This window comes from Lactobacillus porci (assembly GCF_009695985.1).
GTDB lineage: Bacteria > Bacillota > Bacilli > Lactobacillales > Lactobacillaceae > Lactobacillus > Lactobacillus absianus.
The window spans coordinates 13,124-34,962 of the sequence record NZ_VUMX01000018.1 but is presented as its reverse complement, the minus strand read 5'-3'; the positions used below and the strand labels follow the sequence as shown (position 1 = coordinate 34,962).

Sequence of the window (21,839 nt, the reverse complement as noted above, 5' to 3'; positions counted from 1 at the left end):
GAGACTACTATAATAAACAGTTGAGAGCTAACGAAATTAGAGAAAGAGGACAGTTTTATAGCTATGAGTGAAAATAAAAAAGCAACTAGAGCTCATAATTTGCTTAAAATTGGATTCCTGGTCCTATTGGGCTTGGTCATTCTGCTGCAGATGTTCAATTTTAAGCACTCTATGCTGAAAAGTCCGGTGACCTACTTGCGCTATCTGCCAGCTACGGCGGAAAGCGTAACCTACTGGTTCGTGCCAATGGTCTTTGGGGCGGTCTACAGCAAGCGCAAGCTGCGCTTCAATGAGGGCTTCCGCGCATGGTGCATTATGGAAGCGACCCTGCTTCTGTACTACATCGCCTTCTTCGCGATGGAGCCATGGCACTTGAACACGTGGCGCTTCTGGGGGATGCTGTTCCCGGTCCTGACGTCAACGGTCGTCATGATGACGGGGATCATCTTTGCCCTGTTGGTGCAGCCGGTCATTTTTGACTGGCAGGAGAAGTTCAGCTACAAGCAAAGCTTGATCATTCTGTCAGCCTTGACTTTCCTGGGTTTTACCCTGACGGCCGGGACTTACCAGATCAATTACTCCCTGTATGGCTTGTACCTGATTCTGCCATTCGCGTGGGGGATGTTCCTGGGCAAGATCCACTTTACGACAAAAATGACGGTGTGGTCGGTCTTGGCCGGCCTGTTCACTTTTGCCTTTGTCCTGGTCGGGGTGCCGGGCTTTAATGCCGTCTATTGGTCACAGATTTTGGCCGGCCACGCCATAACTACTTCCTGGAACTACCAGTTCCTGATCAACGTGACCTCGCCGCTCATCTTTGTGATTGCCCTGGCTGGCTTTGCAGTAACGCGCAAGGCGATCGCCGTTTTGGAGGAAAAAGACCTTGACTTCCTGATTCCGCTGATCGTCTTCATGCAGGCGCCAATTACCTCCAAGTTCGTGACTTCATTTAAGTACGGCACGGGCAGCCGGCAGGCCAACCGCCTGATTACGATGCTGATCATGCTTGGGATTGCCACTTTGTGGCACTGGTTCTACGAGCGTTACCTATTCAGATGGAAGCCAATCAAGCGCTGCAACGCCTTCTTGTACCGGACCAAGAGCTTCGGGGAAGTTGCTGAAGGCTTATTTGACCACTTGTGGAGCTGGATCAAGTACCACCGGACCAACCTGTCCACTTGGGCTTTCTTCTTCGTGGTTTCCTTCGCGTCATTCCTGATTGAATCCGACAAGCTGCGGATTCAGATCTCCACGGCGGCTGACGTCAACGCAATCGTCTGGATTCTGGGGACCAAGTTTGGGACCTTGATCCTGACGATGATCTTTATCGATGCCTTGTTCACGATTCTTTACTTCGTGACGACCCGCTACTGGCTTTCAATGGTTACCACGACGGTCTTCGTGCTTGGCTGGGCAATTGCCAACAAGATCAAGCTGAATCTGCGCGGGGAGCCAATTTATCCAAGCGAATTGTCTGAAGCGGCCAACGCCGGCAGTCTGCTGGACATGATCGGCGGGACCAAGACTTTGATTTTGATCTTGGTTGCTCTGGCCCTGGTGATTGCCTTGATCGTCTTTTTGGAAATCAAGTTCAAGGTCAAGAAGCGGGGCAACTGGAAGCGCCGGGGCTTGTGGGCCTTGGCCTCCCTGGGCTTGTTCATCACGCCTTTGTGGTTCAATCACCAAGGCTCAATCATCTACCGCCTCAACCGGGCTTTTGACGATAAGCAGTCCTTCAGAAATCCGGAAAGAGACATCCAGGTCAACGGGCCAATTTTGAACTTCCTCAACTACATTGACCTGCAGATCATGGATAAGCCGGAGAACTACTCTAAGAGCCAGATCAACAAGATCTACCAAAAGTACGCGAAGCTTGCCCAAACGATCAACAAGACCCGGACCAACGACCTGTCCAAGCAGACGATCGTCTTCAACCTGAGTGAATCCTTCATGGATCCAACCACCTTCCCAACGATCAAGTTCGCCAAGGGGGCCAAGGACCCAATCCCTTACATCCACTCCTTGAAGAAGACAACGACTTACGGGACCATGCTCAGCGCTGGCTACGGCGGCGGTACGGCCAACATGGAATGGGAATCCCTGACCGGCTTCAACATGGGGGCCTTCAGTACTTCTTTGACGCCTTACGTGCAAGTCGTGCCGCAATACAAGTACTACCCAACCATTGGGGCCAACTTCAGCTACTCATCAGCCGTTCACCCGTTCATCGGGACCTACTACTCAAGAATTGAAGACTACAAGCGCTTCAAGTTCAACAAGTTTGTCTACATCGGCTCTAAGTACAAGATCGTTGACCAAAAGAAGCTGGGGACTAACTCATACAACTCCGACTTCACGACTTACGCTAACGGCTTGCGGCAGATCAACTCCCGCAAGGGCGGCCAGTTCATCAATCTGATTTCCATTCAGAACCACATGCCATACAACAACTGGTATCCACACAACCCTTATGCTGGCAAGATCTCCGGTGACCTGTTCAGCGATGGTGACGTCAGAACGCAAGCGGCGACCTACATCATGGGGACCCACTACACTGACGAAGCAGTCAAGAAGTTTCTGAAGCAGATTGACAAGATCAAGAAGCCAATCACTTTGGTCTTCTACGGGGACCACTACCCATCAGTCGTTCCCCAGTCATACACTTCCAAGTACCCGATTCAGATGCACTCAACCCGCTACTTCATCTACTCCAACAAGTACGCGCGTCAGCACGGGGCTAAGGCTAAGCTGGCTTCCAAGACCAACTACGTCAACACCAGTGACTTCATCGCGATGATGCTGGAACAGACCAATTCGAAGGTTACGGCCTACCAGGCATTGCTGACTGAAGTGCACAAGAAGCTGCCAGCCTTGACTATCAGCTACACTGATGACGCTGGCTTCACTCTGGTTGACCAGAAGGGCAAGGAAGTCGATCCAAAGACTTTGACCAGCTCACAGCAAGCCCTCTTGAAGGACTACGAGATGGTTCAATACGACATGACTGCCGGTGAAGCATATGCCTTGAACATCAAGGGCTTCTACACCATGAAGAAGTAATTCAATTGTAATTAATGAACAGGGACCAAGGAGGCTTGGTCCCTGTTTTTGCTTTATTAATCCAAAGACAGGGGACAACGATGAAACGGAAGCAGCGCATCGACTATCTCGATTATCTCCGCTTGGTGGCGATCTTCGGGGTAATTACCGTGCACGTGGCCACGTCGCTTAATTTCTACCATCAGGATTACGCGGGGCTGAACTGGCAGATTCTCAACTTCTGGGACGGACTGAGCCGCTTTTGCGTGCCGGTCTTTATCATGATTTCAGGGGCACTTTTTCTCAATCCTAATTTTGAGCTCAACAGAGACAAGCTGTTTAACAAGTACTTGCGCAGAATCGTGACTGCCTATGTAATTTGGCAGCTGATTTACTGCGGCTGGTACTATTTCGCCAAAGGCAGCGATCTGGTCACCGTGGCCAGGCTTTTGCTGGGAAGCTACGACCATCTCTGGTATTTGCCGATGATTGCCGGTCTTTATCTGGTGACGCCGCTATTGCGGCCGATCGCCAGAAGAAGGCAGCTCTTGGAATACTACCTGCTGCTGACCTTGCTTTTGGCCTGGATTTTGCCGACCTGCCTGGCTTTGGCCCGGCTCTGGCCCAACGCGCCCAAGCATCTGACATTGGCGACAGCCGCGCTGAGCCGCTTGCTGGGCAAGCTGAACGTTAAAATCGTGATGGGCTACGGGGGCTACTACATGGCTGGCTATTACCTCAGCCAGGCGCATCTGGACCGGCGGAATTTGCTCCTTGTCCAAATTCTGGGCTTGGCCGGGGCCGGGGCAACGATTGGCTTGACTGGCTGGCTGACGGCAAAGGCTGGCCATTTGCGACTGGCTTTATACAGCTACAATTCGTTTTTCGTGCTGCTGGAAAGTTGTGCGGTTTTCCTGAGCTTGCAGGCCTTAAAGCCACAGGCTTGGTCTGAGGAAGGCTTAAGAGAGCTGGCGGCTTCGGTCATGGGCATCTACCTGGTCCACCCCCTCTTGATCTACTACTGGGGGAAAAGCCCGGTCTGGCAGCTGGCGGCAGGGAACGCGGCTTGGCTGCCGGTCCTGGTTGCCTTGGTTTTCGCCAGCAGCTTGGTCATCGTCTGGCTGCTGCGGAGGAGCAGTTTTTTGGCCCGCTGGCTTTGATAGGCTTGACCTTGTGTCAAAATCATGTTATTTTTATAAAAACGCGACAGCGAAGTAGCGCCTTGATTCAGCGATCAGAGAACTAGCGGGTGGTGTGAGCTAGACAGGTCAAGGGCAGCGAAATACAGCGCGGGGCGGAAGTCCTCGTTAACAACTTCCAGCTAAAGGCACAAGAGTGCGAACGTGGGTGGTACCACGGCTAAGAATGAGTTTAGTCGTCCCTGGATCATTGGATCCAGGGACTTTTTTATTGGAGGCAGAAATGGCTAATTTTGACATTTTGGAAGATTTGAAGTGGCGCGGGGCCATCAACCAGGAAACTGACCCTGAAGGCTTGCGCAAGTACCTGAAAGAGCATGATGACTTTGCTCTTTACTGCGGGACCGACCCAACCGGCGATTCCCTGCACATCGGCCACTTGATCCCGTTCATGATTTTGAAGAGATTCCAGCTGGCCGGCTACAAGCCAGTCATTATCATCGGCGGGGGCACGGGCTCAATCGGCGACCCATCCGGCCGTTCAACTGAACGGGTGCTGCAGTCAGAAGCAACCATTCACGAAAACGAGGAAAAGCTGACTGCCCAAATGGTCAAGCTGTTTGGCACTGAGAACTTCAAGATCGTCAATAACCGCGAATGGCTGGGCAAGATGAGCCTGCTCGCCTTCCTGCGCGACTACGGCAAGCTCTTCCAGATCAACAACATGCTGAACAAGGAAGTCGTGGCCAGCCGCCTGGAAAACGGGATTTCCTTTACCGAATTCTCCTACCAGATCCTGCAAGCCATCGACTTCTACATTCTGAACCGGGACCATGGGGTGCAGATGCAGATTGGCGGTGCTGACCAATGGGGCAACATCACGGCCGGGATTGACCTGATCCACCGCCTGGAAGGGCAAGAACGCCCAGCCTTTGGCCTGACCATTCCGTTGATGCTGAAAGCCGACGGGACCAAGTTTGGCAAGTCAGCCGGCGGTGCCGTTTGGCTGGACCCAGAAAAGACCAGCCCTTACGAGTTCTACCAGTTCTGGATCAACCAAGACGACCGTGACGTCGTGAAGTACCTGAAATACTTCACCTTCCTCAGCCACGAGGAAATCGATGAACTGGCTGAAAAGGTCAAGGCTGAGCCTTGGAAGCGGGAAGCGCAAAAGCGCCTGGCTGAAGAAGTAACCAAGTTCGTCCATGGCGAAGCTGGGCTGGATGAAGCCAAGACCATTACCGAGGCCCTGTTCTCAGGCAACGTGAAGAGCCTGACCACCAAGCAGGTTGAAAACGCCCTGGCTAAGGCTCCTAGCGCTGACAGCACGAGCGAAAAGAAGAACCTGGTTGACTTCCTGGTTGACGCCAAGATCGAATCATCCAAGCGCCAGGCCCGTGAAGACATCAAGAACGGCGCCATTTACATCAACGGCGACCGCGTGCAGGACGTTGACTTCGTTGTTGACCCGGCGGCTGCCTTTGACGGCAAGTTCGTGATCGTCCGCAAGGGGAAGAAGAAGTACACCCTGGTTCACGTAAAATAAGCAATAATCTTTTAGTATGCAAGACGCGTCTCCTTTAGGGGGGACGCGTTTTTCTCGTTATGAAAAAGCGGGCAAATCTGCTACAATAGATACGCCGCTTTAGCTCAGCAGGTAGAGCACCGCCGTGGTAAGGAGGAGGTCGTCAGTTCAAATCTGACAAGCGGCTTGACAGCAGGCTACTCGGCCTGCTGTTTTGCTTATAACAGCATAAAGAAGGCTAAAAAATGTTGAAATATAAATAAAAAACGTACGTTAGCTAATTGCTGAATAGCAATCCCCGCTGAAGTTAGGCCGCTTTTTCGTACAATATCTATGGTTTCTTCAAGAATTTTCAACTAAAAGAACACAAGATGCGATATGAAATCAGTTATAATTAAAAGCAGTGGTATTAAAGAACACGGACCGGAAAATGGACCACGTCATCTACCTGACCGCCCAAAGGTTAACATGATCGTGGCTCAGGCAGTGGCTAATGTCAACCGCAAGAGCCAGCGCCCGGAAATCATGACCTTTCGTCTTTTGACCAAGGATGGCTGTCCCTTGAAGGTTCTGGCCAAGGGACGGCTGGTTCGGGACCCGCGCGACGGCCTGGTCTTCTACGTCACGATTCTTGACGTGGCAACTGATTTGCTGCTAGATCAAGCAGCTGCATCAAAAGATTAGAATTAGTAAAGCAGACTCCGGCTATTGATTGGCTGGGGTCTTTGTTATATATTGGTGAAATACCTTAGGTCTGAAAAAAGACAGTCTCAAAAAACGAAAATTGCAAGAAACGAGGAGCAAGATTGGACAGACAATTAGTGGCAGATTACATAGAGAAGCAATTAGGCGATGAAATGACTGGGCATGATTTCTATCACGGCCAGCGGGTCGCTAGACTGGCCGAGCGCATGCTGGTGGCCGATCACCCGGAGAGCGGGCAGGAAAGCCGTGACATCGCTTTTGCAGCGGGTTTTATCCATGACGCGATCGATGAAAAGGTCTGCGCTGACCCAAGCCGGGTTCTGGGGGAATTGGCCATGCTGCTTGACCAGGCAGGCATGAGCCGGGAAGCCAAGGAGAATGTCTTTTTTACCATCCAGCACATGTCTTTTTCCAAGAATATCGAGCACCGCTACCAGCTGTCTCTGGAAGGGGAGTACGTCCAAGATGCCGACCGGATCGAGTCCTTGGGCGCGATTGGGATTGCCCGGGCCTTTGTCTACGGCGGCAAGCATGACAACAAGATCTACGATCCCAAGATCAAGCCAGCCAACTTGGTCAGCCACGACCAGTACCGAAGCCATACGGAAACGACCATCAATCACTTTTATGAGAAGCTGTTTAAACTGGAAGGCTTGATGAACACCAAGGCCGCCAAAGTGGAAGCCCACCGCCGAAGCGAGTATATGCGCGCTTTCGTGGACGAATTCCTGCACGAGTGGAATTTGGACTAACTTAAAAGCATTTTTTCTTAATTGAAGATGAAAAAAGATTGCCAAGATTAATAAAATACGATAAAATTTCTGTTAGATATCGTGAGGTTTTAATTCGTGTGTGCAGAAAATCTCATAGTAAAGCTAAGGAGAAAAGATCATGAAATTTAGCAAAGCGTTAGGCGTGGGTGCCACTGTCCTCGCTTCAGCAGCAATGCTGGCAGCATGTGGCGGCAACTCATCATCAAGCTCATCATCCAAGAAGTCCATCAACTGGATGGTTGCTTCAGAAATCCCAACCATGGACCTTTCCAAGGCAACGGACGCGACTTCATTCAACCAAATTTCCAACACCATGGAAGGCTTGTACCGTTTGGGGCCAAACTCTAAGTTGGAAAAGGCTTTGGCAACCAGCGAAAAGGTTTCAAAGGATGGTAAGACTTATACTTATACCTTGAGAAAGTCAAAGTGGAGCGACGGCAGCGAAGTAACTGCCAAGGACTTTGTCTACTCATGGCAAAGAACCGTTGACCCTAAGACTGCTTCCCAATACTCATACCTGTTTTCAGGCATCAAGAACGCCGACGCCATCGTTGCCGGTAAGAAGCCAGTCAGCTCTTTGGGCATCAAGGCCGTTGGCAAGTACAAGCTGGTCGTAACGCTTGACCGCCGGATCGCCTACTTCGACAAGCTGATGGGCTTCGCGGTCTTCTTCCCACAATCAGAAAAGACTGTTAAGAAGTACGGCTCCAAGTACGGTACTGCTTCCAAGTACATGCTGTACAACGGTCCATTCAAGCAAACCGGCTGGACTGGCTCAAACCTGTCCTGGAAGATGGTCAAGAACCAAAACTACTGGGACAAGAAGGACGTCAAGCTTGACGCCATCAACTGGTCAGTGCAAAAGACGCCATCAACCGGCTACAATCTGTACCAATCAAACAAGCTGGACGCTACTGCTCTGGACTCATCACAAACCAAGCAATTAAAGAACCAAAAGGGCTACACTTCACTTAACCAAGGTGCAACCTTCTACATGCAATTCAACGTTGCCAAGAACAAGTACCTGGCTAACGCCAACATCCGCAAGGCCATCTCACTGGCTGTCAACCGGAAGGGCCTGACTTCATCACTGGGCGGCAACAGCGTTCCTGCCAACACTTTGACGCCAACGCAATTGACCAGCGTCAACGGCAAGGACTACACGACCCGGATCGCTAAGTCAGCTGAAGTCTACTACCCAACGACTACCAAGAAGAGCGAAGCCGTTAAGTACCTGAACAAGGGGCTTAAGGAACTTGGCGTAAGCAAGTTCAGCTTCAAGATCCTGTCAGACGACACTGACGCGGGCAAGAAGACGACTGAACTGCTGCAATCAAACATCGAATCAACCTTCGGCGGCAAGGTTTCAGTTTCAGTTCAAAACCTGCCATTCAAGACCCGTCTGTCACGGTCAACTGCCGGCAACTTTGACGTGGTCATCTCAGGCTGGAGCGCCGACTTTGCCGACCCAATCTCCTTCCTGGACCTGTTCACGACTGGCAATGCTGAAAACAACGGTAAGTGGTCAAACAAGGAATACGACAAGCTGATCGCCGACTCCAAGGTTACTGCCTCAGCTTCCAAGCGTTGGGACGACTTGACCAAGGCCGAAAACATCCTGCTTGAAAACACTGGCGTGGCACCTCTGTACTACAACACCAATGTCTGGATGATCCGTCCAAGCGTTAAGGGCGTTATCCAAAACCGTGGTACTTGGAACTTCAAGGACGCTTACGTTAAGTAAAGGCAAGCAGCTTTAAAGCTGAAAAAGAGAAGCAATTTCTGCTTCTCTTTTTCTTTTTGCCAGAATTTAATAAAAATGAAAAAACAATTAATACAGGCTTGTGCAATTCTAAAAATAGGAGTAATATGAATTTAACATTAAAGATTAATTAGTTGGCCAACTTTCTTAATCTCACTTAATACTCGTGTGTCTAAGAAGATAAAGGAGAAAAGTACAATGAAGCTTAGCAAGACTTTAAGTTTAAGCGCAACCGTCTTGGCATCAGCTGCCTTGTTGGCTGCCTGCGGCAATAACGATTCCTCGTCGTCATCATCAAGCAAGACCCTGAAGTGGATGGACGCGGCTGAAATCCCAACAATGGACTTGTCAAAGGCAACTGACGTTACCTCATTCAACCAATTGACCAACACCTTGGAAGGTCTTTACCGTTTGGGCCCTAACTCCAAGCTGGAAAAGGGCTTGGCAACCAGTGAAAAGGTTTCAAAGGACGGCAAGACTTATACCTATACCTTGAGAAAGTCAAAGTGGGACGATGGTACTCCTGTAACAGCCAAGGACTTCGTCTACTCTTGGCAAAGAACGGTCAACCCTAAGACTGCTTCCCAATACTCATACCTGTTCTCAGGCATCAAGAACGCTGACGCCATCGTTGCCGGCAAGAAGCCAGTCAGCTCCTTGGGCGTCAAGGCCGAAGGCAAGTACAAGCTGGTCGTAACGCTTGACCGCCGGATCGCTTACTTCGACAAGCTGATGGGCTTCGCGGTCTTCTTCCCGCAACAAGAAAAGGCTGTTAAGAAGTATGGCTCCAAGTACGGTACTGCTTCCAAGTACATGGCCTACAACGGTCCTTACAAGCAGACTGGCTGGACTGGTTCAAACCTGACCTGGAAGCTGGTTAAGAACAAGAACTACTGGGATGCCAAGGACGTTAAGCTTGACGCCATCAAGTACAGCGTACAGAAGTCACCATCAACCTCATACAACCTGTACCAATCAAAGAAGCTTGACTACACTAGCCTGGATGCTTCACAAACCAAGCAATTGAAGAACGACCCAGCTTACCGTAGCTTGAACCAAGGTGCAACCTTCTACCTGCAATTCAACATTGCCAAGAACAAGTACCTGGCTAACGCCAACGTCCGCAAGGCTTTGTCACTGGCCGTCAACCGGAAGGGCCTGTGCTCAACTCTTGGTGGCTCAAGCACCCCTGCCAACACTTTGACTCCACCGCAATTGACCAACGTCAACGGCGAAGACTACACCAAGGGCATTGCTTCATCAGCTGAAGCCAACTACCCAACCAGCACCAAGAAGAGCGAAGCTGTCAAGTACATGGACAAGGGGCTCAAGGAACTTGGCGTCAAGAGCTTCAGCTTCAAGATCCTGTCTGACGACACTGACGCCGGCAACAAGACGACTGAAGCCCTGCAATCAAACTTTGAATCAACCTTCGGCAAGAGAGTCAGCGTTTCAGTTCAAAACCTGCCATTCAAGACCCGTCTGTCACGGTCAACTGCCGGCAACTTCGACATCGTCGTTTCCGGCTGGAGCGCCGACTTCGCTGACCCAATCTCCTTCCTGGACCTGTTCACTTCAAAGAACCCAGAAAACAACGGGAAGTGGAAGAACAGCGAATACGACAAGCTGGTTGCTGACTCAAAGACTACTTCATCATCATCCAAGCGTTGGGACGATCTGACCAAGGCCGAAGAAATCCTGCTTAAGGACTCCGGCATCTCCCCACTTTACTACCAAAGCTCATCAGTTCTGGTACGCACCAACGTCAAGGACGTTTACCAAAACCGTGGGACTTGGAACTTCAAGGATGCCTACATCAAGTAGTCTGACCGCAGCCTAATTAAAAGCTAGATTTAAATAAAGAAGAGAAGCAAGCTTGCTTCTCTTCTTTTTTGTGGCGATTGATATTTGCCAAAAAAAGGCCTTTTTTAGTTCTGTTGAAGAAAAATGAGAAAGCGCGGGCGAAAATTGTAATTTTTCTCATTTTTTTGCCAAAAAGGTCTTCTCAAAAGGCAAACTTTTGCTATAATTAAACACAACTTAAGTAATTTAATCTTTAGTTAATGTAAGACCTGAAGAAAGACAGCTGGAACGATGTTTCCAGTTTCGTGTGTGCAATGAGTGAGGTATTTAAAATGAGAAAGAGCAGATTATTTGCAGCCAGCTCAGTCCTTTTGGCCTCCGCGGCGCTTTTGGCAGCTTGCGGAAGCAAGTCATCCTCTTCGTCCAGCAAGCCCCAAAAGCTTGCCTGGACTGAAGCGGCCGAATTGACCACGATGGACCCGTCAAAGGCCACTGACCGTTATGACGCCGACCAGTTCAACAACGTCATGGAAGGCTTGATCCGCTTGAGCAACAAGGCCAAGGCTACCCCAGGGATGGCCAAGTCCTGGAAGGAAAGCGCGGACGGCAAGACCTGGACCTTCAACCTGCGCAAGGGGGCTAAGTGGTCCAACGGCGATGAAGTTACGGCCAACGACTTCGTCTACTCTTGGAGGAGAACGGTTGACCCGAAGACGGCTTCAGAATATGCCTACCTGTTCTCAGGCATCAAGAACGCTGATGCCATCGTAGCCGGCAAGAAGAAGGCCACCGCTTTGGGCGTCAAGGCTGATGGCAAGTACAAGCTGGTCGTTACCCTGGACCGGAGAATCCCATACTTCAAGCTGCTGATGGGCTTCTACATCTTCTTCCCGCAAAACCAGAAGTTCGTGGAAAAGTGCGGCTCCAAGTACGGCACCGCGGCCAAGTACGTTCTGTCCAACGGCCCGTTCAAGATGACCGGCTGGACTGGCACCAACTTGAGCTGGAAGCTGAAGAAGAGCAACACTTACTGGGACAAGAAGAACGTCAAGCTTGATGAAGTAAGCATGAGCGTTCAAAAGACCCAAACGACCAGCTACAACCTCTACCAAAGCGGCAAGCTGGACGAAACCAACCTGAACGCTCAGCAAAGCAAGCAGCTGAAGGGCACCAAGGGCTGGACCATCCGGAAGTTTGCTTCGACTAAATACTTGCAATACAACATCGCCAAGGACAAGAACCTGGCTAATGCCAACCTGCGCAAGGCGATCTCACTTTCAATCAACAAGTCCCAATTGGCAACTACTGTTGGTGCCGCCAACGCCCCAGCCGTTTCATTCACGGCAGCCGGCATCACCGACGGCGCGACTGGCAAGGACTTCTCAAGCGAAGTTGAAACTGCCGCAACCAAGGCCGTTCAAGGCTACGACAAGGCCAAGGCCAAGGAATACTACAAGAAGGCTTTGAAGGAACTTGGCAAGAAGTCAATCACCATCCAGCTTTTGGGGGATGACACTGATGATGCCAAGAAGGTTACCGAATTCATCCAATCAGCCCTGGAAACCAACCTGGGGATGAAGGTTGAAGTTTCCAACGTGCCATTCAAGACCCGGCTGTCCCGCGTTTCCGCGCTGAACTTTGACGTGGTCGCAACTGGCTGGACTGCTGACTTCTCAGACCCAATCTCCTTCCTGGACCTGCTTGCCAAGGGCAACGCCTACAACTACGGGAAGTGGCAAAGCAGCAGCTACAACAAGAACCTGACGACTTCAAAGACGACCAGCTCAACTGCTGACCGCTGGAAGGCCCTTGTTGCCGCTGACCAGGCCCTTGTTGAAGACCAAGGCGTAACGCCGCTGTACTACAGCAACGAGGCTACCCTGGTTAAGACTTCAGTTAAGGGCGTCGTCTTCAACGGTGCCGGCGCTCCTTACAACTTCAAGGAAGCCTACATCAAGTAGCCGGAAGCTGAGAATTGAAAACATTGTAAATAAAAAACTCATCATGAAAAGAGGACCCGCGGGTCCTCTTTTTCATGCTCTGCTTGAGGCTCTTTTGCCGAATGATTGTTAAGCATTTTACCGAATTTTCTCGCTTTATTTAGGTCAACCTCCAGTAAGGCTGATGAAAATATCAAATATTGCAAAGTATGAAAACGCCCCTTGTCTGCCTGAAAAAGTCCTCTATAATTGGAGCATACAGGTTTTAAGCAAAAAATAATAAGTGTGTCGTTTCGCGAAAAGAAATGTTTGCTGGATGTGTTGCCAACCGAAGCAAAGGTGAAAACATGAAAACAAGCAAGAAAATTATTTCCGGAACTATTATCGCGGCAAGTATGCTTTTGTTGGCTGCTTGCTCTGGCAAGTCAGCATCAAGCGCAGGAGCCAAGTCCTATGACCGGTCCATCAGCTGGATGACTACCTCCGAACTGGAGAGCCTAGACCCGGCAACCGCCGGGGACACGGCCAGCGAAGAACAGATCGCCAATACCTATGAAGGGCTCTTCCGGCTGGGCAAGAATTCCAAGCTAGAGCCAGGCGTGGCTAAAAAGGCTGTAGCTGCCAAAGACGGGCTGACCTGGACCTTTTACCTGCGCAAGAATGCCAAGTGGTCCAATGGCGATCCAGTAACCGCCCAGGATTTCGTCTATGCCTGGAAGCGGCAGGTTGACCCCAAGACGGCTTCAGGCCAGGTCAACAACTACCAGGGGATCAAGAACGCGATCGCGATTTCTGAAGGCAAGAAAAAGGTCAGCTCCTTGGGCGTCAAGGCAGCTGGCAAGTATAAGCTGGTCGTCCGCTTTGATTACCAGGTCCCGTACTTCAAGGTCGTGACCGCCATCAGCTTGAAGCCGGTTGACTCCAAGGCGGTGGCCAAGTATGGCAAGCGCTACGGGACCAAGTCAGCTTACGCGGTCTACAACGGGCCATTCAAGTCCGTTGGCTGGACCGGGTCCAACCTGACCTGGAAGCTGGTCAAGAATCCGGATTACTGGGACAAGAAACAGGTTAAGCTGGATGAGATCAGCTACTCAGTCCAAAAGACCCCGTCAACCGACTACAACCTCTACCAAAGCGGCAAGCTGGACGCGGCCCTGCTTGATACCCAGGCGGCCAAGCAGCTGAAGGGGAAGACGGGCTACACGGTCTTGACCATGGGCAACACGACCTACTTGACCTACAACTTCAAGTACAAGATGTTCAGAAACGTCAACTTGCGCCGGGCCATTTCCCTGGCCCTGAACCGCAAGCAGCTGATCTCCACGATCGGGGACTACAACACCCAGGCCAAGAGCTTCTCAGCTACCAATGTGGTCTTGGAAGGGCGGAATTTTGCCAAGTACGTGGAAAGCCACGACGCGGCGGGGAACAAGTACCTGGACGTGAACAAGGCCGCGGCCAAGAAGTACTTTGCCAAGGCCTTAAAGGAACTGGGCGTCAAGAAGCTCTCCTTTAACCTGCTTGGCGACGATGACGACGTCTACAAGAAGGAAACGGAGTTCATTCAAAGCGCTCTGTCCCAAACCTTTGGCAGCAAGCTTTCCGTGTCGGTCACCAACCTGCCAAAAGAGACGCGCCTGTCCCGGCAGAGTGCCGGCAACTTCCAGGTCTTCTTGGGCGGGCTGACCTCCGACTTCCCAGACCCATATCACTTCCTGTCCTACTTGACCACGGACCAGCCTTACAACTTTGGTAAGTGGTCCAACGCATCCTATGACCAGGCCATCAAGGCTTCATTGACGATGGACAAGGACAAGCGCCAGGCAGCCCTGCTCAAGGCGGAACGGATCATCGCGGACCAGCAGCCGATCACTACCCTCTTTCACCTGGGTCAGGCTTGGATGATCCGCGCTAACGTTAAAGGCGTGGTCTTTAATGGCGAGTACCCGGACTTCAAGCACGCTTATGCCGTGAAGAACTAGCGTATTTCCTGGGAAATATTGTCCAAAAAGCTAAAGCAAAAATTGAAGTACAAAAGACGGCAGGCTGACCTGCCGTCTTTTTGCGTGCTTGTAAATAGGGAAGGTCTTCGGTATAATCGGCTTATCAGGTTTTAATTATTATTTAATGTGGATTATTTGTTAGCTTTAAGCTTGTTGTGTCATTTTTCGGTTAATTTAGTTTAATAAGAGGAATACATGCCATGAGCAATTTTAAGAAAATCATTTCTGGAACCATGATCGCCGCTAGTGCCTTGCTGCTGGGGGCTTGCACCAAGTCCAGCTCCAATTCCAGTTCATCCAATTCCAAGGCCCCGGTTGGGACGAGTTATGAAAAGTCGATCAACTGGATGACGACTTCCGAATTGGAAAGCCTGGACCCGGCCAAGGCGGACGACACGGCCAGTGAAGAGCAAATTGCCAACACCTATGAAGGGCTTTACCGCTTGGGCAAGAACTCCAAGGTTGAGCCGGGCGTGGCAGTAAGCTCATCCGTTTCCAAGGATGGCTTGACCTGGACCTTCAACCTGCGCAAGAACGCCAAGTGGTCCAACGGCGATCCAGTTACCGCTGACGACTTCGTCTATGCTTGGAGGCGGCAAGTTGACCCGAAGACGGCTTCAAGCCAGGTCAACAACTACCAGGGGATCAAGAACGCCATCAAGATCTCCGAAGGCAAGAAGAAGGTAAAGACCTTGGGCGTCAAGGCCGAAGGCAAGTACAAGCTGGTCGTGCAGTTTGAAACGCCAGTGCCTTACTTCAAGGTCGTGACCGCCATCAGCTTGAAGCCTTTGGACTCCAAGGCTGTCAACAAGTATGGCAAGAAGTACGGGACCAAGTCAGAATACGCCGTCTACAACGGCCCCTTCACGTCTGCCGGCTGGACTGGGTCAAGCCTGACCTGGAAGCTGGCCAAGAACAAGTACTACTGGGATGCCAAGAACGTCAAGCTGGACTCCGTCAACTACTCAGTCCAAAAGACGCCTTCAACCGACTACAACCTTTACCAGACCGGCAAGCTGGATGCCGCGATCCTCGACACCCAGGCCGCCAAGTCCATGAAGGGGAAGAAGGGCTACACGGTGCTGACTTTGGGCAACACCACCTACCTGAGCTACAACTACAAGAAGGAAAAGATGTTCAGAAACGCCAACTTGCGCCGGGCCCTGTCAATGGCCATCAACCGCAAGCAGCTTCTGACCACGATCGGGGACTATAACACCCAGGCCACGACCTTCTCAGCTACCAACGTCGTGCTTGACGACGAAAACTTCGCGGACTACGTGGAAAAGCACGACACGGACAACAACAAGTACGTCGAATACGACAAGACTGAAGCCCAGAAGTACTTCAAGAAGGCGCTGAAGGAGCTCAAGACCAAGAAGATCTCCTTCACTTTGATGGCTGACGACGATGATTCCTACAAGAAGCAGACGGAATTCATCCAAAGTGCCCTGACTGAAGCCTTTGGCGACCAGATCTCAGTCTCCGTTTCCAACCTGCCAAAGACCACCAGAGTTGCCCGCCAACTGGCTGGCAAGTACCAAGTGGTTCTGGGCGGGTTGACTTCCGACTTCCCAGACCCATACCACTTTCTGTCATACATGACCAGTGGCCAGGCCTACAACTTCGGCAAGTGGACCAACAAGTCCTACGACAAGGCAGTCAAGGCCTCATTGACCATGAATAAGCAAAAGCGCAAGGCGGCCCTGCTGAAGGCTGAGCAGATCATCATCAACCAGCAGCCAGTCAGCCCGCTCTACCACATGGGCCAGGCCTGGATGATCCGGCCAAATATCAAGAATCTGGTCTTCAATGGCGAATATCCTGACTTTAAGCACACATATGCGGTGAAGAACTAGGGATATAGGCATAGACCGTGCTATAATATAAAGTCGAGATGCTGTTTCTATAGCACTCGGCTTTTTGTTTTTTAGGTTTTTTAGCGATAATTTTAGGGAGGATGTGGTCAATCGTCCGGAAAAGGGCAGCAACAGCAATTAGTCCACTTAAATTATTAAAGAATTTGTTTTTTAGCTGGCCGCTTGTCTCTGCAAGCTTTAAACGAAAAAAGGCCAAATGGGGTAAAAAGCTAAAAAACTAAGTTTAATTTGGGTTAAAAAGATTAAAACTACAAGTATGATAGTTTTGACAAAGATTTTTTATAGGGCAAAAGCCTTGACAGGCTTGACCTGAAGAGGGTTAGTCCTATATCATCTTATGGTAATTTCTACAATATTTGGTATAATAAGAAAAACATTAAAAATGTAATGTTGATTAAAACAAAAGTGTAAGGGAGCAATAATATGGCTAAATACTTACTTAAACGTATTTTCTACATGATCCTCACTTTGTTCCTCGTTGCGACGATCACCTTCTTCTTGATGAAGATGATGCCTGGTTCACCATACGCAAACGAAGCAAAGATGACGGCAACACAAAAGGCAATCATGAACAAGCAATACGGCTTGGACAAGCCTGTCATTGAACAATACATCACCTACTTGGCGGGCGCGGCTCATGGTGACTTCGGGATTTCCTTCCAATACAGCAACCAGCCGGTTTCAAGCTTGATTGGTGCTCGTTTGGGTGCTTCAGCTCAATTGGGGCTGCAAGCCTTGATCGTCGGCGTGATCCTCGGGATCATCATCGGTTCCATCGCTGCCATGAACCAAGGAACCTGGATCGACTCAACTGCCACGATTCTTTCCATCATCGGCAAGTCTGTTCCTAACTTTGTTTTGGCCGTGCTGCTGCAGTACTACATCGGTCTGAAACTGGGTTGGTTCCCAATCGCCGGCTGGGGGACGGCAGGCGAAACGGTCATGCCAACCATTGCCTTGTCCGTCGGGCCGCTGGCGGAAACAGCCAGATTCATCAGAACGGAAATGGTCGACACTTTGAGTTCTGACTACGTTGAATTGGGGAAGGCCAAGGGCTTGAGCCGGATCGAAGTTATCCGCAAGCACACCCTGCGCAACTCAATGATTCCATTGGTTACCCTGATTGGGCCTTACGCTGTTGCTTTGATGACTGGTTCGATGGTTATCGAAAACATCTTCAACATTCCTGGGATCGGTGAACAATTCACCAAGTCAATCCTGACCAACGACTACCCAACCATCATGGGCGTAAGTATGGTCTACTGCTTCGGCCTGGTTGTCATCCTGCTGATTACCGACATTGTCTACAGCTTGATCGACCCACGGATCAGACTGACTGATTAATAGAAAGAGAGGACAAATAGAATGGATCAAAACGTAAGCGACGTGAAGATCACGGCAGACGCTTTCGAACCTGCTCAAAAGGGCGATACGCAAAGCGCTGAACACATCTCTGGCCCTTCACTTTCCTTCATGCAAAATGTCTGGATCAGATTTAAGCAGAACAAGGCCGCGATGATTTCCGCGGTGATCATCATCGTGATGGTGGTGATTGCCTTTGGCTCCAGCTTCTGGATCAACAACTCCAGTCTGGTTAAGTCAGCTCCGCAATATGCCAACCTGCCAGCCAAGTGGAAAGGCTTTGACTGGCTCAACGGCGTCAACGGGAAGATCAAGCAAAACGGCGTTTGGACTGACGCTTATGCTTCAATTCCTGCCGGCAAGTACTTCGTGGCTGGGACCGACTACCTGGGCCGTTCACTTGCCCAAAGAATTATCTATGGTACCAAGATTTCATTGATCGTTGCCATTGTCGCAGCCTTCTTCGATTTAGCCATCGGGGTTACCTACGGGATCATCTCCGGTTGGAAGGGCGGCATGACTGACAACGTCATGCAACGGATCATCGAAATCATTTCTTCAGTTCCTACCCTGGTTATCGTGGTGCTGATGCTGGTTGTCTTGAAGCCAGGTATCACGTCCATCATCCTGGCCCTGGCCATCTCCTCATGGACGACCATGGCGCGGCAGATCCGGGCCGAGACCTTGTCACTGAAGAATGAAGAATATGTTTTGGCAGCACGTTCGCTTGGTGAATCAACCTTCAAGATTGCCACTAAGCACTTGATTCCAAACCTTTCAAGTATCATCATCATTCAAACCATGTACACGATTCCAAGTGCCATCTTCTTCGAAGCCTTCCTGAGCTTCATCGGTATCGGTATTTCTGCTCCTGAAACTTCCCTGGGTGTACTCTTGAACGAAGGTCAGAAGAACTTCCAGTTCCTGCCATACCAAATGTGGTACCCAGCAACGGTTCTTTGTGTACTGATGATTGCCTTCAACCTGCTTGGCGACGGTTTGCGTGATGCCTTCGACCCTAAGGGCCAAAGATAAGGGAGACGAACATGGCAAAAAGAATTTTAGACGTTAAAAACTTAGCAATTGACTTCCACACTTATGCCGGTGAAGTTAAGGCCATTCGTGACGTATCCTTCCACCTGGATGAAGGGGAAACTTTAGCGATCGTTGGCGAATCCGGTTCAGGCAAGTCAGTTACGACCCGTTCCATCATCGGCCTTTTGGCCAAGAACGCGCAAATCATGAGCGGACAAATCTTGTTCCACGGCAAGGACCTGCTGAAGATTTCTGAAAAGGAATGGCAAGAAATTCGGGGCAACCAGATCGCGATGATCTTCCAGGACCCAATGACTTCCTTGGACCCAACCATGAAGATCGGCCAGCAGATCGCTGAGCCTTTGATCAAGCACAAGGGTGCTTCCAAGAAGGAAGCCTGGGCCAAGGCTTTGGAAATGATGAAGGCCGTTGGGATTCCTAACGCTGAAGAGCGGATCAACGAATACCCGCACCAATTCTCAGGTGGGATGCGGCAAAGAATCGTGATCGCCATTGCCTTGATCTGTGAGCCGGAAATCCTGCTGGCTGACGAACCAACGACTGCCTTGGACGTAACCGTTCAGGCAGAAATCCTGGACTTGATGAAGGACTTGCAAAAGAGAGTCAAGACTTCCATCATCTTCATCACTCACGACCTGGGCGTCGTAGCCGGCATGGCTGACCGCGTCAACGTTATGTACGCTGGCGAATTCCTGGAAAAGGGGACGGTTGACGAAATCTTCTACAACCCACAACACCCTTACACTTGGGGCTTGATCAACTCAATGCCAACCTTGACCAGTGAACGCCTGGAATCAATTCCAGGTACTCCGCCAGACTTGCTGGATCCACCAAAGGGTGACCCATTCGCGCCAAGAAACAAGTACGCGCTGAAGATCGACACGGAACTGAAGCCGCCATTCTTCAAGGTTTCAGAAACCCACTGGGCTGCAACCTGGTTGCTGCACCCAGACGCTCCAAAGGTTACCCCGCCAGCTGAAATTCAACGCCGCTGGGCGCACTACAAAGAGATCCAAGCTGAAAAGAAGGACTAAAGGAGAGCCATAATATGCCAGAAGAAAGAAAAAAGATTTTAGAGGTCAAGCACCTGAAGCAATACTTCAAGAACGGCCGCAACGTCACCAAGGGTGTCGACGACGTCAGCTTTGACATCTATGAAGGTGAAGTCTTCGGCCTTGTTGGTGAATCCGGTTCAGGCAAGACCACCACTGGCCGCGCGATTTTGCAATTGTACAAGCCAACGGCTGGTGAGGTCCTCTTTGAAGGCAAGGACGTGACTAAGCTGCACGGCCGGGAAGAAAACTTGGCCTTCCGCCGGGACGCCCAGATGATCTTCCAGGACCCATACGCTTCCTTGAACCCAAGAATGACCGTTGAAGACATCATTGCTGAAGGGCTGGACATTCACCACTTGGTCAAGAGCAAGGAAGAACGCCGCAAGCGCGTTGAAGACCTGTTGGAAACGGTTGGGCTGAACAGAAACCACGCTTCCCGTTTCCCACACGAATTCTCCGGTGGTCAGCGGCAAAGAATCGGGATTGCCCGGGCTCTGGCCGTTGAACCGAAGTTTATCGTAGCCGACGAACCAATTTCCGCCTTGGACGTTTCCATTCAAGCCCAAGTCGTCAACTTGATGATCGAACTGAAGAAGCAGCGCAACCTGACTTACTTGTTCATCGCCCACGACTTGTCAATGGTTAAGTTCATCTCTGACCGGATCGGCGTTATGCACTACGGCAAGCTGCTGGAAGTCGGCGACGCGGATGAAGTCTACGACCACCCATTGCACGACTACACCAAGAGTTTGATTTCTGCCGTACCACAACCAGACCCAGAAATCGAACGCAACCGTCACCGGATTGACTACGAATACGGCAAGTTCGAAGGCGACGGCAAGGATGACCAACGCTCCATGCACGAGATCCGTCCAGGCCATTTCGTGAAGTGTACTGACGATGAAGTTGCCTACTACGAAAAGGTTGCCCAAAGCTACGAAAAGTAGTCTAGAAAGCAGACCAAAAGTTAAAGAGCGAACCCAGCAGGGTTCGCTCTTTTTGTATACTTAATAGCAAATTTGGTATAATAGCAGCAGAAGAAAAAGCTTACGCAAGTAGGCAGAGCTAGATAAATAATTAATCCAATGGAGGTGTTTAAAGATGGAAGCAGCTAAGAAAATCGACCGGGCGGCCTTGAAGAAAATGGCCAAAGGCCAGTTGAAGGGCAACTGGGGTTGGGCGGTTTGCCTGACTTTGGTCAGCGCCGTGATCTTGGGAGTCCTTAACGGCTGGCCGGCCTTTTTCATGGACTCAGGCGACAATTCGATCAATAATGTGGCTGTGGTTTTAGACGTGTTTGGCGGGATTCTGGGCGGCTTGATTACCGCTGGGATCGCTTATACCTACTTGAAGTTCGTTGATCGCAAAGAGAAGGCCAACGTCTTTTCCGGGGTCTTTGCTGGCTTTACCAAGGGCCGCTTCATCCCGACCTTCCTGACCACTTTCCTGACTGCCCTCTTTGCGGCCCTGTGGACCTTGCTCTTGATCATTCCTGGAATCATCAAGTACTACAGCTATGCCATGGCGCCATATATTCTCAAGGACCTGCTGGACGCGGGCAAGGAGCCGGCGCCGACTGAGGCCATCAGCAAGAGCAAGGAGCTGATGAACGGGCACAAGTGGGAACTGTTCGTTTTGGAATTGAGCTTTATTGGCTGGTACCTGTTGGGCTTCGTGACTTTGGGAATTGGCTTGCTTTGGGTAGTGCCTTACTACAACGCTGTCCACGCGGACTACTACCGTGCTTTAGCCGGCGACCAGTTCAAGAACTAGCGGCAGAATCAAAATAAAAGAGGC

15 protein-coding genes and 1 tRNA gene are annotated in these 21,839 nt (G+C 50.6%); all 16 read left to right on the top strand.

From position 1 onward, the window contains the following. Positions 1–63 precede the first annotated feature (63 nt). Positions 64–3,060 (top strand): LTA synthase family protein, encoded by a 2,997-nt coding sequence (locus FYJ62_RS07120; protein ID WP_154549019.1) that lies wholly within the window; start codon positions 64–66, stop codon positions 3,058–3,060. Between the two features lie 80 nt (positions 3,061–3,140). Further along, positions 3,141–4,199, top strand: a complete 1,059-nt coding sequence (locus tag FYJ62_RS07115; protein ID WP_154549018.1) for an acyltransferase — start codon at positions 3,141–3,143, stop codon at positions 4,197–4,199. 262 nt (positions 4,200–4,461) lie between these two features. After that, positions 4,462–5,724, top strand: coding sequence for a tyrosine--tRNA ligase (tyrS, locus tag FYJ62_RS07110; protein WP_154549017.1), 1,263 nt, complete (start codon positions 4,462–4,464; stop codon positions 5,722–5,724). Between the two features lie 93 nt (positions 5,725–5,817). Beyond that, positions 5,818–5,890: transfer RNA gene (locus FYJ62_RS07105), tRNA-Thr, on the top strand. 191 nt (positions 5,891–6,081) lie between these two features. After that, positions 6,082–6,387 (top strand): hypothetical protein, encoded by a 306-nt coding sequence (locus FYJ62_RS07100; protein WP_154549016.1) that lies wholly within the window; start codon positions 6,082–6,084, stop codon positions 6,385–6,387. A 122-nt stretch (positions 6,388–6,509) separates the two neighbouring features. Continuing rightward, on the top strand, positions 6,510–7,160 hold the full coding sequence (locus FYJ62_RS07095) for an HD domain-containing protein (protein ID WP_154549015.1): 651 nt from the start codon (positions 6,510–6,512) through the stop codon (positions 7,158–7,160). Positions 7,161–7,299: 139 nt separating this feature from the next. Beyond that, positions 7,300–8,925: a peptide ABC transporter substrate-binding protein gene (locus FYJ62_RS07090; protein WP_154549014.1), complete on the top strand. Its 1,626-nt coding sequence runs from the start codon at positions 7,300–7,302 to the stop codon at positions 8,923–8,925. Between the two features lie 216 nt (positions 8,926–9,141). Continuing rightward, entirely contained in the window at positions 9,142–10,767 is a 1,626-nt protein-coding gene (locus FYJ62_RS07085; RefSeq protein WP_154549013.1) for a peptide ABC transporter substrate-binding protein, read from the top strand. Positions 10,768–11,078: 311 nt separating this feature from the next. After that, the gene (locus tag FYJ62_RS07080; protein WP_154549012.1) at positions 11,079–12,707 is read left to right on the top strand and encodes a peptide ABC transporter substrate-binding protein; all 1,629 of its coding nucleotides are present in this window, start codon (positions 11,079–11,081) and stop codon (positions 12,705–12,707) included. A gap of 326 nt (positions 12,708–13,033) precedes the next feature. Then, on the top strand, positions 13,034–14,668 hold the full coding sequence (locus FYJ62_RS07075; RefSeq protein WP_154549011.1) for a peptide ABC transporter substrate-binding protein: 1,635 nt from the start codon (positions 13,034–13,036) through the stop codon (positions 14,666–14,668). 221 nt (positions 14,669–14,889) lie between these two features. Then, a complete protein-coding gene (locus FYJ62_RS07070; protein ID WP_154549010.1) occupies positions 14,890–16,548 on the top strand; it encodes a peptide ABC transporter substrate-binding protein in 1,659 nt (552 codons plus the stop codon). A gap of 444 nt (positions 16,549–16,992) precedes the next feature. After that, positions 16,993–17,913: an oligopeptide ABC transporter permease gene (opp3b, locus tag FYJ62_RS07065; protein WP_154549009.1), complete on the top strand. Its 921-nt coding sequence runs from the start codon at positions 16,993–16,995 to the stop codon at positions 17,911–17,913. 21 nt (positions 17,914–17,934) lie between these two features. After that, positions 17,935–18,966, top strand: coding sequence for an ABC transporter permease (locus FYJ62_RS07060; RefSeq protein WP_154549008.1), 1,032 nt, complete (start codon positions 17,935–17,937; stop codon positions 18,964–18,966). A gap of 11 nt (positions 18,967–18,977) precedes the next feature. Beyond that, positions 18,978–20,021: an ABC transporter ATP-binding protein gene (locus FYJ62_RS07055; RefSeq protein ID WP_154549007.1), complete on the top strand. Its 1,044-nt coding sequence runs from the start codon at positions 18,978–18,980 to the stop codon at positions 20,019–20,021. Positions 20,022–20,035: 14 nt separating this feature from the next. After that, a complete protein-coding gene (locus tag FYJ62_RS07050; RefSeq protein WP_154549006.1) occupies positions 20,036–20,989 on the top strand; it encodes an ABC transporter ATP-binding protein in 954 nt (317 codons plus the stop codon). A gap of 154 nt (positions 20,990–21,143) precedes the next feature. After that, positions 21,144–21,815 (top strand): DUF975 family protein, encoded by a 672-nt coding sequence (locus FYJ62_RS07045; RefSeq protein ID WP_154549005.1) that lies wholly within the window; start codon positions 21,144–21,146, stop codon positions 21,813–21,815. The last annotated feature ends 24 nt before the right edge of the window (positions 21,816–21,839 follow it).

What these genes read in the sequence shown, in the direction of transcription:
- FYJ62_RS07120 (WP_154549019.1), top strand. Translation starts at nt 64, where the DNA reads ATGAGTGAAAATAAAAAAGCAACTAGAGCTCATAATTTGCTTAAAATT.
- FYJ62_RS07115 (WP_154549018.1), top strand. Translation starts at nt 3,141, where the DNA reads ATGAAACGGAAGCAGCGCATCGACTATCTCGATTATCTCCGCTTGGTG.
- tyrS (WP_154549017.1), top strand. Translation starts at nt 4,462, where the DNA reads ATGGCTAATTTTGACATTTTGGAAGATTTGAAGTGGCGCGGGGCCATC.
- FYJ62_RS07100 (WP_154549016.1), top strand. Translation starts at nt 6,082, where the DNA reads ATGAAATCAGTTATAATTAAAAGCAGTGGTATTAAAGAACACGGACCG.
- FYJ62_RS07090 (WP_154549014.1), top strand. Translation starts at nt 7,300, where the DNA reads ATGAAATTTAGCAAAGCGTTAGGCGTGGGTGCCACTGTCCTCGCTTCA.
- FYJ62_RS07085 (WP_154549013.1), top strand. Translation starts at nt 9,142, where the DNA reads ATGAAGCTTAGCAAGACTTTAAGTTTAAGCGCAACCGTCTTGGCATCA.
- FYJ62_RS07080 (WP_154549012.1), top strand. Translation starts at nt 11,079, where the DNA reads ATGAGAAAGAGCAGATTATTTGCAGCCAGCTCAGTCCTTTTGGCCTCC.
- FYJ62_RS07075 (WP_154549011.1), top strand. Translation starts at nt 13,034, where the DNA reads ATGAAAACAAGCAAGAAAATTATTTCCGGAACTATTATCGCGGCAAGT.
- FYJ62_RS07070 (WP_154549010.1), top strand. Translation starts at nt 14,890, where the DNA reads ATGAGCAATTTTAAGAAAATCATTTCTGGAACCATGATCGCCGCTAGT.
- opp3b (WP_154549009.1), top strand. Translation starts at nt 16,993, where the DNA reads ATGGCTAAATACTTACTTAAACGTATTTTCTACATGATCCTCACTTTG.
- FYJ62_RS07060 (WP_154549008.1), top strand. Translation starts at nt 17,935, where the DNA reads ATGGATCAAAACGTAAGCGACGTGAAGATCACGGCAGACGCTTTCGAA.
- FYJ62_RS07055 (WP_154549007.1), top strand. Translation starts at nt 18,978, where the DNA reads ATGGCAAAAAGAATTTTAGACGTTAAAAACTTAGCAATTGACTTCCAC.
- FYJ62_RS07050 (WP_154549006.1), top strand. Translation starts at nt 20,036, where the DNA reads ATGCCAGAAGAAAGAAAAAAGATTTTAGAGGTCAAGCACCTGAAGCAA.
- FYJ62_RS07045 (WP_154549005.1), top strand. Translation starts at nt 21,144, where the DNA reads ATGGAAGCAGCTAAGAAAATCGACCGGGCGGCCTTGAAGAAAATGGCC.